Here is a 13,073-nt window from a genome sequence, read left to right as displayed (position 1 = left end):
ACACCATCGCCGTGAAACGGGGTCGAGGATGCCTGAGCCGCGCGCCTTCTGGGTGGACGAGCAGTTCGACCGCGAGCACGGCGACGGCGGGCGGGGCCGGTACGAGGCCGAGGTGCTTCGGCGGATCGACGAGTTCGCCGACACGTGGGACGATATCGCGCCCGTCGCGTTCGCGGCGACGGCCTGGCGGGTGGCCAGCGAGCTGTCGCCCGGGTTCGTCCGCTGGCACCGGCGGATCATCTCGGCGTCCTGCGCGCGCAGCCCGTGGGACGGCAGCATGGTCTGCGCGGTGACCGTGGCGTCCCGCTGGCCTGCCGAGTTGACCTGGACCAGGCAGTGGCAGCGCGACCGGGGCTGGCACGACTGGCCCCAGCTGTTCGGGCAGTTCACCACGCCCACCGAGCAGGACCACACGCGCCGCCCCCATCTGCGCGCCCTGCTCCAGGTGGAGGCGCCGGTCCCGCTCGACGACCTGCCGCCGGCACCCGCCGGTCCGGACGACGACGTCACCTCCGCGGCACGACGGGCGGTCGTGGTGCTGGCCCGGGAACTCAACGACCTTCTCGCGCCGATGATCGGCCAGCTCGACGCCGGGGTGCCGGCCGACTCCTGAAATCCCGGGCACCCACCGGCCACGCCCGCGCCGGTAGGGTCGGCGACGTGGATCTGCATGACACCGCCGCCCGACTCGGCGTGCCCGTCGAGGACGTCGAGCGGGTGCACCAGCTCGCCGGCGACCGGCCGTCGGCTCCGCTTCCCGCCCGGGCCGACGCGCCCGCGATTCTCGACCGGCTCGCCGTGCCACCTGACGACGCCGCCGAGATCATGGCGGGCTGGCCCGACGCCGACTCTCCGCTGTGGACGCCCGAGCTGCGCTGGCTGCTCGACCGCTCGATCGCGCTGGTCCGCGCCGATCTCGGGGGTGCGGACTGGCTGCCGCCCGGTCCGGAGCTGCCCCGTGACCGGGGTCCCGCCTGGCGGCACCTCTACGTGTACGCGTACCTGGCCCTGGTCGACGTCGCCCGGGCGTACCACCGCGACCACGACATCCCCGACGCGGTGTCGTGGCTCAGCCTCGCGGATCTGGGCCGCAACCTCGCCGTCGACAGGCGGATGCGCGGCGAGGGCTGGCCGGTCATGCAGAGTTGGCTGACGCTGCACGTGCGCGGCAGCGTCTACGAGCTGGGCCGGTTGCAGCACCACCGTGGCGGCGCCACCCTCGCCCTGCACATCCCTGATGCGGGGCCGTTGACCCCCGACGCGATCGACGCGTCGCTCGACGAGGCCCGCGCGTTCTTCCCCCGCCACTTTCCCGACGAGCGCTACGAGGAGTTCTCCTGCGGCTCGTGGCTGCTCGACCCGCAGTTGCTGGAATATCTGCCGGCGGACTCCAACATCGCTCGGTTCCAGCGGCGGTTCGAGCTGACGCCCTACGACGAGAAGGAGGGGCCGGACGCCGACGTCGAGGTGCTGCGCTTCGTGTTCCGTACCCTGAGCACTCCGCTCGACGAGCTGCCCCGCCGTACCGTGCTGGAACGCGCGGTCGTCGACCACCTGAAGGCCGGCCGCCACTGGCAGTGGCGGCACGGCCGCTTCCCGATCTAGCCGCCCGCCACGGCGACAGCCGACGGGTTCGGTGGGTCCGGCCCGGCCGCCCGACCAGGTCGGGCCGGACCCACCACCCGCGTCAACCGGTGAGCGTGAACCTTTCCCAGGCGCCGACAGTGGTGCGGTTGGCGATCAGAGATCCCGCACCGGCGTTCTCGGCGGCCACGATCTGGTTGTTGACAGTGGCGCGCAGGCTGACCGTCCCGTCGGAGTTCGTGATGAGCTGGAAGGTCTCCCACGCTCCGATGGCCTCGCGGTTCGCGACGAGCGGTTCCGCGCCGGCGTTCTCGGCGCAGACGTACAGCCCGTTGGCACGCGACCGCAGGGCGATGGTGCCGTTGCCGGCGTCCACCCGGTCGAACTGCTCGGTCGAGGTGACAGTGGCCTTGTTGGCGATCAGCGGGTTCGTGCCGACGGCCGACACGTACTGGCTGTTCACCTGCGCCCGCAGGGTGATCCCACCGGTCGGCGGGGTGCTGGTGCCCGTGGTGAAGGTGAACGCGTCGACGTCGAACAGGTACCCGGACCCGCCCTTGAACACCAGGTACAGCGTGGTCGTCGCGGCGGGCGGGTTGTTGATGGCGCCGGACACCTCGGTGAAGGCCTCCCAGTTCCCGGTCACCGGCACCGTGACGGTGCCCAGCAGCGTGCCGGTCGCCGAACCGGCCCGTACCTCGACGGTGCCTCCGGCACCTGCCGACGACGCCCGCACGGTGACGCGGTTGGCGTTGGCCAGGTTGTACGGCTGGTACGAGATCCAGTCGTTGTTCTCGATGAACCCGGCGGTGCGGCCACCCTCGGCGCTCGTGTGGTCGGTGGCCTGGACACCCGACTGGGCGCCGAAGTGCTCACCCTGGCGGTGCGTCGGCTGCAACGTCCGGATGCTGTGCGTGGTGAGCCCACCGTTGTCGGTGTACGCGGCGTCGAAGACCCCGTAGATGTTGGCCGCCGAGTCGTGTTCCCCGTCGGTCGGGACGGTGATCGAGCCGCTGCACCCGTTCTTCGAGGTGATCTGGTGGGCGTGACTGTCGTGGCCCAGCGCGTACGTCAGGCTGACCTTGGAACAGTCGATCGTGCCGTCCTGCGGGTCGCTGACGCTGATCTGGTACGGCACGGTGTCACCGAAGCTGAACAGCTGCCCGTCGGCGGGCGCGGTGAGCGTCACCGTCGGAGCCGTGTTGCCCACGGTGATGACCAGGCTCGCCGTGCCGGACAGGCCGGTCGGGTCGGTGACCTTCAACGTGGGGGAGTACGTGCCGTTCGTGGTGTACGTCTTCGTGGGGTTCGCCGCTGTCGACGTGGTGCCGTCGCCGAACGTCCACAGGTAGCTCAGCGCGCCACCCTCGGGGTCGGAGCTGCCGGCCGAGGAGAAGGTGACGGTCAGCGGGTTGGCCCCGGATGTCGGGTTCGCCGACGCGACGGCGATGGGGCTGCGGTTGCCGCCGCCGATGTACTCGATCCGGAACAGCGCCTGGTTGTTCGAGCCGGTGCCGTAGTCCAGCACGTACAGGGCGCCGTCGGGGCCGAAGGCCATGTCCATGACCTGGGTGCCGCTCCACGGGAAGCTGGAGATCTCCCCGCGCGTCCCGTCGGCGTTGACGGCGATGGGCTTGATCCAGCGGCGGCCGTACTCGCCGGCGAAGAACTGGCCGTTCAGCGAGGCCGGGAACTTGATGCTGGAGTTGAGCGACGCGTCGTACCGGTAGACCGGCCCGGCCATCGGCGACTCGGAGCCGCTGCCGAACTCCGACGGTGAGCCGGAGTCGCCCGCGTACTTGATCCAGGCCGGCTTCGCCGCGGGCAGCGTGCCGAGCCCGGTGTTGCGGAACGAGTTGTTCGTCGGCCCGCCCGTGCAGTTGTACTTCGACTGCGACGGCCCGGACGGGAACGTGTATTCATTGTATGTTTCCGTGCTCGTGTTGCTGCCTGTGCAGTACGGCCAGCCGAAGTTGCCGGGTGCCGTGATGCGGTTGAACTCCACCTGACCCGACGGACCCCGGCTGGAGTTGGTGCTCCCCGCGTCCGGGCCGTAGTCGCCGACGTAGACGACGCCTGTCGCCTTGTCCACGCTCATCCGGAACGGGTTGCGCATACCCATCGCGTAGATCTCCGGGCGGGTGTTGGCGGTGCCGGGCGCGAACAGGTTGCCCGACGGGATCGTGTACGTGCCGTCCGCCTGCGGCTTGATCCGCAGCACCTTGCCGCGCAGGTCGTTGGTGTTGCCCGCCGAGCGCTGGGCGTCGAACTGCGGGTTGCGGTTGGTCCGCTCGTCGAGCGGCGCGTACCCGGAGGACTCGAACGGGTTGGTGTCGTCGCCGGTGGTCAGGTACAGGTTGCCGGCGGCGTCGAAGTCCAGGTCACCGCCCACGTGGCAGCACTGCCCCCGGTCGTTCGCGACCTGGAGCACGATCTTCTCGCTGCCGAGGTTGAGCGTGTCGTCGCTGTTGAGGGTGAACCGGGACAGCCGCAGGTGCCCCTTCCACCGGTCCCAGTCGGACTGCGATCCGGTGGTCGGGGCGTCCCCGGACGGGGTGCTCAACGTGGGGGAGTAGTACAGGTAGATCCACCTGTTGGTGGCGAAGTTGGGGTCGACGGCGACGCCCTGCAACCCCTCCTCGTCGTGGGTGTAGACGGACAGGGTGCCGGAGACCTTGGTGTTGCCGGCCACGTCGGTGACCCGCAGGACACCGTTGCGGGCGGTGTGCAGCACCGAGCGGTTGGGCAGGACGGCCAGGGACATGGCCTCGCCCAGTTCCGCCGAGCCGGTGGCGAGCTTGACCTGCTGGTAGTCGGAGGCGGGAATGACCACCGCCTGGGCGGGGGACGGTGCGGCGACGGCCAGGGTCACGCTCGCGGCGGCGGTGAGCGCCGCGACGAGGGCCCGGGACCAGCGCCGGGGGTACGAGAGCATGATCGTCCTTCCTCGACGATCGGGGGCCGGGCGTGCGGGCACGCACCACGGCCGCGAAGGGTGGCGTGCGGTGGAGCGGTGCCCGGTCAGTTGGTGACGAGGTCGAACTTCTCCCACTGCCCGATGGAGGTCCGGTTGGCGATCAGCGCGGACGCGCCCGCGTTCTCGGCTGCCACGTAGCGGCTGTTCACGGTGGCCCGCAGGCTGACCGTGCCGTCGGAGTTACGGACCAGCTGGAAGGTCTCCCACGCGCCGGCGGTGGCCCGGTTGGCGATCAGCGCGGCGGCGCCGGCGTTCTCGGCGGCGACGTACTGGCCGTTGCCCTTGGCGCGCAGCGCCACGTTGCCGTTGCCGAGGTCGACCAGGTCGAACCGCTCGGTGGTGCCGGCGGTGGCCCGGTTGGCGATCAGCGGGGTGGTGGAGTTGGGCGCGCTGACGAACTGGTTGTTGGCCCGGGCCCGCAGGGTGGAGCCGCTGGTGGTGGGCGGCGGGGTGGTGGTGCGGGGCGAGCAGTCGGCAGTCACGGCGCCCGCCGCGACGCGCAGGCCGCCGAGCAGCATCTGGGTGAAGTTCGGATCGGTGTACGACGCCTCGGTGTGCCCGAGGCCCGTGTACCACGCCCGCCCGCCGCCGTACGCCTTGCACCAGGTGATCGGGTGGTCGCCGTTCATGGTGCCGCCGCTGTACGACGACTCGTCGAGGCTGGCCAGGACCCGCGCGCTGGAGCGGGGGTTGGTGCGGTAGTTGTACCACTCGTCGGAGCGGACCCAGGTGGTGCCGAGGTGCGCGGTCGACGGGTTTGTCGTGTCCTCGATCTTCACAGTCGCGGTCTGGATCGCCGGGTGCGAGTCGAACCAGGCGCCGACCAGCGAGCCGTACCACGGCCAGCTGTACTCGGTGTCGGCGGCGGCGTGTACGCCCACGTACCCGCCACCTGCGGCGATGTACGACTCGAAGGCCGTCTGCTGGCTGGCGTCGAGCACGTCGCCGGTCGTCGACAGGAAGACCACCGCCTGGTACTGGGCCAGGTTGGAGGTGGTGAACTGGGCGGCGTCCTCGGTGGCGGTGACGGTGAAGCCGTTGGTCGAGCCGAGTTGCTGGATCGCGGCGATGCCGTTCGGGATGGACGAGTGCCGGAAACCGGCGGTCTTGCTGAATACCAGGACCTTGGTCAGCGGCGCGGCCGAGGCCGGCGCGGGAAGGGCTACCAGGCTGGCCAGCATCACGGCGAGGCCGGTGACGAGCGCCAGCAGTCGTGGACGGGAACGCATGGGGGTGCTCCTTAGCTGAGCGTCGACCCCGGCGGTGCGTACGGGCACGCCGGAGGTCACGGTGGCGGTGGTGCGGAAGCCGGGCCGCCGATGCTCGGCTGAGGTGCTGCGGGAAGGCGACGAGCCCGACCCGCCAGTGTGGACGGACCTGACGCATCGACTTGTATCGCTGACGCAGTAAACCTCCGATGTCTGCGGTGCGTCAAGACCGCGCCCGTTGGCTTACCACCCACTGGACGGCGTCCCGCGACTCCTCAGCCTGGGAGGCCGGCGCGCCGGGGGCCGCTGCCTGTCCGGTGCCCCCGGCGGTCGCCGCGGGTGCGGCCGCGAGGAGTGCGGTCCGGACCGTCTCCGCCATCGGGTCACCCGGGTGATCGATCCAGTACTGCAGGGCGACCCGCAGGATGGCCAGGAAGGTCGCGGCCAGGACCCGGGAGCGCAGTGCCACGTCGTCGCCGGTGAGCCGGTGGGCGAGTTCCGCGGCCAGCTCGCGCTCGATCGCGGCGTACGCCGCCACCTGGTGTGTGGCCAGGCCGGGGTGCCCGCGCAGCTTGCGGCGCTGGGTCAGCCAGGAAGCGTCAGAACCGCCGAAAACCTCCTCGGTGAGGCGCTCGGCCGCCCGGCTCAGGACGGTCCACGGCTCCTCGTCGACGGGCTGTTCCCGGATCAGCTGCAACAGCCGGTGCAGGCGCATGGTGTCGCCGTGGAAGAGGGCCTGCTCCTTGCTGGAGAAGTAGTTGGAGAAGGTCCGCCGGGAGACGTTCGCGGCGTCCGCTATCGCCTCGACCGTCACCGCGTCGATGCCCTCGTCGGCGGCGAGGCGCAGGGCCGCCTCGTGCAGGGCGAGGCGGGTGGCCGCCTTCTTGCGCTCCCGCAGGCCGGTCGTCACGTCCATCGCACCGAGGGTACGTGCGGGTGAGCGACTTCTCAATGAGCAAACTTGCCTAACGGGCAAGATCGGTGAATGCTTGCTTGAGGCAACCAACCTCCTGTGGGAGCAGACGTGAAAAGCGACGCTCGGGAACTCGGCCTTCGCCTGTACGACCTGGTCAGAACCGTTCGACTGCTGAAGCAGCGCCGAGCCGACGAACGCCCGGTCATCCCGCCGGGCATGCTCGGCATGCTCGTGCAGATCGACCAGCTCTCCAGCGACTGCCACGCCCGCGACCTGGCCGAGCGGACTCGGCTGGACGCGTCGACAGTCAGCCGCTCGGTCGCGGCGCTCGTCGCGCACGGCCTGGTCGAGCGGAGGCCGGACCCGACCGACAAGCGGGCGACCTTCCTAGCGGTCACCCCGGCCGGCCGTGCCGCCCTGGCCGACAGCCACCGCTGGTACGGCGACGTGCTCGAACGCGCGCTCGCCGACTGGACTCCCGGCGAGGTGGCGGCGCTGAGCTCCGCCCTCGGCCGGTTCGCCGGCGACATCGAGGTCGCCCTCGGAAACAACGACAACGACAACGACAACCTGGAGGCCGCGCGATGAGCGCACCCACCATCACGGCCGGCGCTGAGCCGATGACCCATCGGCGGACACTGGAAGCGCTCAGTGGCCTGCTGCTGGTGCTGTTCGTCGCGATGCTGAGCAGCACTGTCGTCTCCACCGCGCTGCCGAAGATCATCGGTTCGCTGAACGGCTCGCAGACCCAGTACACCTGGGTGGTCACCGCGACCCTGCTCACCGCGACGGCGACCACCCCGATCTGGGGCAAGCTGGCCGACCTGTTCAACAAGAAGGCCCTCATCCAGATCGCCATCGTGGTCTTCCTGCTGGGCTCGGTCGTCGCCGGCTTCTCGCAGAGCGCGGGGCAGCTCATCGCCGCCCGCGCGTTCCAGGGCATCGGGGTCGGTGGCCTGCAGGCGCTCGTCCAGGTAGCGATCGCGGCCATGATCCCGCCGCGCGAGCGGGGCCGCTACAACGGCTACCTCGGTGGCGTCATGGCGGTCGCGACGGTCGGCGGCCCGCTGCTCGGCGGCCTCATCGTCGACACGTCCTGGCTCGGTTGGCGCTGGTGCTTCTTCGTCGGCGTGCCGGTGGCCGCAGTCGCCCTGCTCCTGCTCCAGGCCACCCTGCACCTGCCGACCGTACGGCGCGAGAACGTCAAGATCGACTACTTGGGTGCCGGCCTGATCGCCGCCGGCGTCAGCCTGCTGCTGATCTGGATCTCGTTCGTCGACAGCTCCTTCGGCTGGGTCTCCTGGCAGACCGCGGCGATGGTGGGCGGCACGCTCGTCCTGCTCGCGCTGGCGGTCTGGGTCGAGTCGCGCGCCGCCGAGCCGGTCGTCCCGCTCGGCATCGTGCGCCAGCACACCACCGCGCTTGCCATCCTCGGCAGCCTCGCGGTCGGCATGGCCATGTTCGGAGGCGCCGTCTTCCTCGGCCAGTACTTCCAGATCGGCCGCGGTTACAGCCCGACGGAGGCAGGCCTGCTCACCATCCCGATGATGGCGGGTGTCCTCGGCTCCTCGATCGTCGCCGGCCGGCTGATCACCAAGAGCGGCAAGATCAAGCCGTACATCGTGGTCGGCTCGATCCTGCTGGTCGCCGGGTTCGCCCTGCTCGGCACCATCGACCACCAGACGTCGCTCGTCCTGGTCGGCGCCGCCATGTTCACAGTCGGCGTCGGCGTCGGCATGACCATGCAGAACCTCGTCCTCGCCGTGCAGAACACGGTCTCGCTCAAGGACATCGGCGCGGCCAGTTCCAGCGTGGCGTTCTTCCGGTCGCTCGGGGGCACCATCGGCGTCTCCGTGCTGGGCGCCGTCCTCGCCCGCCGGGTCAGCGACCAGATCACCCACGACCTCGCCGCCGCCGGGATCCCCACCTCCGGCAGCTCGCAGGGCAGCAGCAACCTCAACATCACCGCGCTGCCCGGTCCGATCCAGGAGATCGTCCGGGCCGCGTACGGCGACGCCACCGGGCACATCTTCCTCATCTCCGCCGCGATCGGGGTCGTCGGCGTCATCGCCGCGCTCCTGCTCAGGCCGATCACCCTGCGGACCAGCCTCGACCTGCCGGACGCCGCCACGTCGGCGGCAGTCGGTGCCGACGCGATCGACGGCGCCCCCGCCTTCGACCAGGTGCGCGCCGACAGCACGCCCGACGGGACCCCCCGACGCTGACGTCGGGCCGTCCGACCCGGGGCCGCCGCCGTCCGAGGACGGTGGCGGCCCCGGTCTGTCCAGCCAGCGCCGACACGAGCGAACGTCACCGAATCGAGGGGTCTGTGGATACCGCGGAGCTGCCAGCGGCGCGTCCGGCGGCACCCGCCCGGCGAACCGCCGCACTGCACCGGGCCATGCGTGAGCTCGGGCTCGTCGCCGCACTGTTCCTCATCTACAAGGCGGCGCGGGTGGCGGGCGCCGACCGAGGGCCGACCGCTGTGGGAAACGGGGAGTGGATCTGGCGGACCGAGCGCCTGTTCCACCTGCCCGACGAGGCAGCCTTCCAGCGTCCCCTGCTCTCCCACGAGCTGCTGGTGCACCTGGCCAACGGCTACTACGCGTACGTGCACTTCCCCGCCACGGCCATCTGTCTGATCTGGCTGTACGTCCGACACCCCGTGCGTTATCTCTGGACGCGCCGCATGCTCGCCGGGCTCACCGCTGCCGCACTGGCGCTGCACTTCCTGGTCCCGCTGGCACCGCCGCGACTGACCGCCCTGACCGGCATGGTGGACACCGGCAGCCGTTACGGGCCCGCCGTCTACGGCCCGCCCGACACGGACGCGTTGAGCAACCAGTACGCCGCCATGCCCTCCCTGCACGTCGGCTGGGCTCTCGCCGTAGCCGTCGCGCTCATCGCGGTGACCGGCGGGCGCCTGCGGTGGCTGTGGCTGGCGCACCCGCTCGTCACCCTGCTTGTCGTCGTGACCACTGGCAACCACTACTGGTTCGACGGCATCGTCGCGGCCGTGTTGCTCGCCGTCGTCTGCCTCGTCCTGCCCAGGCCCGCACCGCCGACCGGCCCACCGCACCCGCCGACCCGGTGCCCGGCCGGATGGCCCCGCCGGCGCGTACGCGCTCCGCAGGCGCCGTCCGGTCACCCACCCGGGCGAGCCGACGCCTGTGACCTCGTGAGAACGCCGTCACCTGCCGTTCGGTCCCGACGTGTCAGGGGCCGTCAGCGACCGAGGACGAGGTAGGCGAGACCGACGACCCCGCGGTACCCGCCGACGTACTGGCGCAGCCGGTCGTCGAGTTCCGCGCGGACCTGCGCCGCCCGGGGATCCTCCGGGTACGTGAGCAGCCACTCCTGCCGTCCCGCGAGCCAGGTGGACTCGAAGTCGTCCCACTCGCGCTGGTCGGCGGTGCTCAGGTGCAGCACCCGCCAGCCGCGTTCCCGGGCGGCCTCGACGAGGCCGGGCAGCTCCGTGATCCCGGTTCCGAAGATCTGCTCGACCTGCGGGGTCGGCGGGTGTTCCCAGTAGGCGTCGCCGAACAGCAGCCGGCCTCCCGGTCGGACCACGTCGACGAGTGCGTCCAGCGCGACGCCGGTGCCACCGAAGGCGTGCGCCGACCCGACGCACAGGACCCGGTCGGCGGGCTCCTGCCAGGCCGCCGCCTCACCCATCACGAAGGCGACGTGCCGGTTCAGGGACCGGCCGGCGGCCAGCCGCCGTCCCCTGGCGAGCGCGGCGTCGTCGGTGTCGACACCGACGCCCCGGGTGGCGAGCGGACCCGACACGCCACCGGCGGCGACCGCCCGCAGCAGCAGCTCACCCCAGCCGCAGCCCAGATCGAGCACCCGCGCGCCGGGTCGTACGTCGAGTCGGCGCAGCAGCAGCGCGGCGTGCTCCTCGGACAGGGGCGTGTTCCAGCGCATCCGCGCGTAGCGGCTGGCGGCGAGGTGGTCGGTTGCCTGCATCCGTTGAGGGTGTCAAGTCATGATCCGCGGCGCACGTCGGGTCCGGCGTCCCGCCGTACGGCAGGATCGGTGGGGTGGACGCGGAGCGTGCGGGGCCGGCGCGGCGACCGACCCGTCGGGAGATCGCGGCGGCCGTCGGGCGAGGCCTGCCGGACGTGATCGGCCCGGGCCTGCGGGTGCTGTTCTGCGGTTTCAACCCGGGTCTGTACTCCGCGGCGGCGGGGGAGCCGTTCGCCCGCCGGGGCAGCCGGTTCTGGCCGGCGCTGCACGGAGGCGGCTTCACCGACCGTGAGCTGCGCTCGTGGAAGGGCGGCGAGTTGCTGCGGCAGGCGACCGGCGCCTAGGTGCCGTGGCCCGTGCTAGCCGGCGGCGGCCAGCTCCTGGTAGTAGGGCTGCATCGCCGGGTGGTACTCGTCGAACTCGGGCCGGGACGAGCCGTCCCGCGAGGCGACAAGCAGGTCCAGGTAGTACTCCCAGCCGGCGCCCACCTCGCCGATGCCCTCCACGGTGTCGAGGTGCTGCACGAAGCGCAGCTCGGTGGTGCCGTCGGCCTCGGTCAGTGACAGCTCCAGCAGCCAGGTGCCGAAGTCGTCGGTCGTCGACACGGCCAGGCGGCGACCTGGCTCACACGCGTCGATGCGGATGTCGCACCAGGGCTGCTGCTCCTCGTACGCCATCTGGACCCGGATGGTCCGACCGGGTGCGGCGTCGCCCTCCCACGGGCCGAACCAGCGGGCCGTGCGCTCCGGCTCGGTGAGGCTGGCCCACACGTCGGCGGCCGGCGCGCGGAACGTACGGGTCAGGACGAGATCGTGGCCGGTGGCGGTGCGGAACAGGCGTCCGGCGGGTGTGCGAGTCATGCCGTGTGCTCCCTTCGGTGCTCCGCCGGGCCGCGACTGCGACGCTCTCGGCGGGTTCGATAGACCTCGGTCTCCAACGCGTCGAGGTGCCGCTCCCACCTGTCGGTGGCGACGAGCCCGGCGAGCCAGTCGACAAGCGGCGCGAGTGGCCCCGGGTCGAGCCGGTAGATCCTCTGCCTACCCACCAGCTCGTCGCGCACCAGGCCGCTCTCGCGCAGCACCCGCAGGTGCCGGCTGATGGCGGGCCGGCTGATCGTGAACCGCTGGGCGATGTCGCCGGCCGCCAGTGGTTCGTCCCGCAACAGGGTGAGGATGCGCCGTCGTACCGGGTCCGCGATCGCGGTGGCCACCTCGTCCACCCCGAAAGCGTAACCTATGGGTTACGGATTGGTCTGTCGTCGCTCTTCGTGCTGCGTCGTTGTGGGCACATGATCACGAGACCTGGCACTCTTGACGGCATGCCAGCCCTGCTTCGATCCCGCCTGACCGACTGGACCGTCGCCGTACCCGTGCTCGCGGTACTGATGCTGCTCGTCACCTGGGGACGAGAACTTCCCGGTCCTGTCGTCGTGGTGGTCGCCGCACTGCTGGGTGGGGCGGTGCTCGCCGCCGTGCACCACGCCGAGGTCGTCGCCCACCGGGTGGGGGAGCCCTACGGCTCCCTGGTGCTCGCCGTCGCGGTCACCGTGATCGAGGTCGCCCTCATCGTCACGCTGATGATCAGCGGACCGGAGAAGACCCAGTCACTCGCCCGGGACACCGTCTTCGCCGCCGTCATGATCACTTGTAACGGGATACTCGGTCTGTCCCTGCTGCTCGGGGCGTTGCGCCGGCGGGTCGCGGTGTTCAACCCCGAGGGCACCGGCGGCGCCCTCGCGACAGTGATCACCCTGGCCACGCTGAGCCTGGTCATCCCGACCTTCACCACCGCCCGGCCCGGCCCGGAGTTCAGCCCGGCCCAGCTCACCTTCGCCGCCGTCGCCTCGCTGGCCCTGTACGGACTGTTCGTGCTCGTGCAGACCGGGCGGCACCGTGACTACTTCCTGCCTGTCGACAGTCGGGGCGAGGTCATCGAGACCGAGGAGCACGCCAAGCCGCCCACCACCCGCGCCGCGCTGGCCAGCCTGGGCCTGCTGCTGGTGGCGCTGGTCGCGGTGGTGGGCGACGCCAAGACCATCTCGCCTACCATCGAGGCCGGCGTGGCGGCGGCGAACCTGCCGCACGCGTTCGTCGGTGTGATCATCGCCCTGCTTGTGCTGCTGCCCGAGACCCTCGCCGCCGCGCGCGCCGCCCGCCGCGACCGGGTGCAGATAAGCCTGAACCTCGCGCTCGGCTCCGCGATGGCAAGCATCGGCCTGACCATCCCGGTGATAGCGATCGCCTCGATCTGGTTGGAGGGCCCGCTCCTGCTCGGCCTCGGCGGCACCCAGCTCGCGCTGCTCGCGCTCACCGCGGTGACGGCCGTGCTGACCGTCGTGCCCGGCCGGGCCAACGTGTTGCAGGGCGGCGTGCACCTGGTGCTGCTGGCCGCGTTCGTCTTCCTGGCCGCCAGCCCCTGA

General features: G+C 71.3%; 12 protein-coding genes and 1 pseudogene. 7 read left to right on the top strand and 6 right to left on the bottom strand.

Going from position 1 to position 13,073, the window contains the following annotated elements:
* Positions 1 to 28: 28 nt before the first annotated feature.
* The gene (locus AB0N27_RS09070) at positions 29 to 613 is read left to right on the top strand and encodes a hypothetical protein (protein ID WP_357990044.1); all 585 of its coding nucleotides are present in this window, start codon (positions 29 to 31) and stop codon (positions 611 to 613) included.
* A gap of 47 nt (positions 614 to 660) precedes the next feature.
* Entirely contained in the window at positions 661 to 1,605 is a 945-nt protein-coding gene (locus tag AB0N27_RS09065) for an acyltransferase domain-containing protein (RefSeq protein ID WP_364365435.1), read from the top strand.
* Between the two features lie 82 nt (positions 1,606 to 1,687).
* Here the strand turns inward: AB0N27_RS09065 and AB0N27_RS09060 are convergent, their stop codons facing one another.
* The 3 genes from AB0N27_RS09060 to AB0N27_RS09050 form a co-directional block, all read right to left on the bottom strand.
* A complete protein-coding gene (locus tag AB0N27_RS09060) occupies positions 1,688 to 4,519 on the bottom strand; it encodes a PQQ-dependent sugar dehydrogenase (protein ID WP_364365432.1) in 2,832 nt (943 codons plus the stop codon).
* A gap of 86 nt (positions 4,520 to 4,605) precedes the next feature.
* Positions 4,606 to 5,790: a ThuA domain-containing protein gene (locus AB0N27_RS09055; protein WP_364365429.1), complete on the bottom strand. Its 1,185-nt coding sequence runs from the start codon at positions 5,788 to 5,790 to the stop codon at positions 4,606 to 4,608.
* A gap of 202 nt (positions 5,791 to 5,992) precedes the next feature.
* Positions 5,993 to 6,685 (bottom strand): TetR family transcriptional regulator, encoded by a 693-nt coding sequence (locus tag AB0N27_RS09050; protein ID WP_364365426.1) that lies wholly within the window; start codon positions 6,683 to 6,685, stop codon positions 5,993 to 5,995.
* A 108-nt stretch (positions 6,686 to 6,793) separates the two neighbouring features.
* Between AB0N27_RS09050 and AB0N27_RS09045 the strand changes: the two genes are divergently transcribed.
* The 3 genes from AB0N27_RS09045 (at position 6,794) to AB0N27_RS09035 (ending at position 9,932) form a co-directional block, all read left to right on the top strand.
* On the top strand, positions 6,794 to 7,273 hold the full coding sequence (locus AB0N27_RS09045) for a MarR family winged helix-turn-helix transcriptional regulator (RefSeq protein WP_364365423.1): 480 nt from the start codon (positions 6,794 to 6,796) through the stop codon (positions 7,271 to 7,273).
* Positions 7,270 to 8,910, top strand: coding sequence for an MDR family MFS transporter (locus AB0N27_RS09040; protein ID WP_364365420.1), 1,641 nt, complete (start codon positions 7,270 to 7,272; stop codon positions 8,908 to 8,910). The genes AB0N27_RS09045 and AB0N27_RS09040 overlap by 4 nt, the downstream gene beginning before the upstream one ends.
* Positions 8,911 to 9,086: 176 nt before the next feature.
* Positions 9,087 to 9,932, top strand: coding sequence for a phosphatase PAP2 family protein (locus tag AB0N27_RS09035; RefSeq protein ID WP_364365417.1), 846 nt, complete (start codon positions 9,087 to 9,089; stop codon positions 9,930 to 9,932).
* Here the strand turns inward: AB0N27_RS09035 and AB0N27_RS09030 are convergent.
* Positions 9,911 to 10,654, bottom strand: coding sequence for a class I SAM-dependent methyltransferase (locus AB0N27_RS09030; protein ID WP_364365414.1), 744 nt, complete (start codon positions 10,652 to 10,654; stop codon positions 9,911 to 9,913). The genes AB0N27_RS09035 and AB0N27_RS09030 overlap by 22 nt on opposite strands.
* Before the next feature lie 74 nt (positions 10,655 to 10,728).
* Between AB0N27_RS09030 and AB0N27_RS09025 the strand changes: the two are divergent.
* Positions 10,729 to 10,950 (top strand): annotated as a pseudogene (locus tag AB0N27_RS09025) (uracil-DNA glycosylase family protein); the annotation flags it as partial.
* A 63-nt stretch (positions 10,951 to 11,013) separates the two neighbouring features.
* Here the strand turns inward: AB0N27_RS09025 and AB0N27_RS09020 are convergent.
* Both AB0N27_RS09020 and AB0N27_RS09015 read right to left on the bottom strand, forming a co-directional pair.
* On the bottom strand, positions 11,014 to 11,514 hold the full coding sequence (locus tag AB0N27_RS09020) for an SRPBCC family protein (protein ID WP_364365411.1): 501 nt from the start codon (positions 11,512 to 11,514) through the stop codon (positions 11,014 to 11,016).
* Positions 11,511 to 11,873: a metalloregulator ArsR/SmtB family transcription factor gene (locus AB0N27_RS09015; protein ID WP_364365408.1), complete on the bottom strand. Its 363-nt coding sequence runs from the start codon at positions 11,871 to 11,873 to the stop codon at positions 11,511 to 11,513. The genes AB0N27_RS09020 and AB0N27_RS09015 overlap by 4 nt, the downstream gene beginning before the upstream one ends.
* A gap of 99 nt (positions 11,874 to 11,972) precedes the next feature.
* Here AB0N27_RS09015 and AB0N27_RS09010 point away from each other — a divergent pair, with 99 nt between their 5' ends.
* Positions 11,973 to 13,073: an ionic transporter y4hA gene (locus AB0N27_RS09010; protein WP_364365405.1), complete on the top strand. Its 1,101-nt coding sequence runs from the start codon at positions 11,973 to 11,975 to the stop codon at positions 13,071 to 13,073.

Origin of the sequence: Micromonospora sp. NPDC093244, assembly GCF_040683695.1 — a bacterium.
Lineage (GTDB): Bacteria > Actinomycetota > Actinomycetes > Mycobacteriales > Micromonosporaceae > Micromonospora.
This window is presented reverse-complemented; position numbering and strand designations above follow the sequence as displayed.

Coding starts and splice junctions, on each gene's coding strand:
- AB0N27_RS09070 (WP_357990044.1), top strand. CDS start 29: ATGCCTGAGCCGCGCGCCTTCTGGGTGGACGAGCAGTTCGACCGCGAG.
- AB0N27_RS09060 (WP_364365432.1), bottom strand. CDS start 4,519: ATGCTCTCGTACCCCCGGCGCTGGTCCCGGGCCCTCGTCGCGGCGCTC.
- AB0N27_RS09055 (WP_364365429.1), bottom strand. CDS start 5,790: ATGCGTTCCCGTCCACGACTGCTGGCGCTCGTCACCGGCCTCGCCGTG.
- AB0N27_RS09050 (WP_364365426.1), bottom strand. CDS start 6,685: ATGGACGTGACGACCGGCCTGCGGGAGCGCAAGAAGGCGGCCACCCGC.
- AB0N27_RS09040 (WP_364365420.1), top strand. CDS start 7,270: ATGAGCGCACCCACCATCACGGCCGGCGCTGAGCCGATGACCCATCGG.
- AB0N27_RS09035 (WP_364365417.1), top strand. CDS start 9,087: ATGCGTGAGCTCGGGCTCGTCGCCGCACTGTTCCTCATCTACAAGGCG.
- AB0N27_RS09030 (WP_364365414.1), bottom strand. CDS start 10,654: ATGCAGGCAACCGACCACCTCGCCGCCAGCCGCTACGCGCGGATGCGC.
- AB0N27_RS09020 (WP_364365411.1), bottom strand. CDS start 11,514: ATGACTCGCACACCCGCCGGACGCCTGTTCCGCACCGCCACCGGCCAC.
- AB0N27_RS09010 (WP_364365405.1), top strand. CDS start 11,973: ATGCCAGCCCTGCTTCGATCCCGCCTGACCGACTGGACCGTCGCCGTA.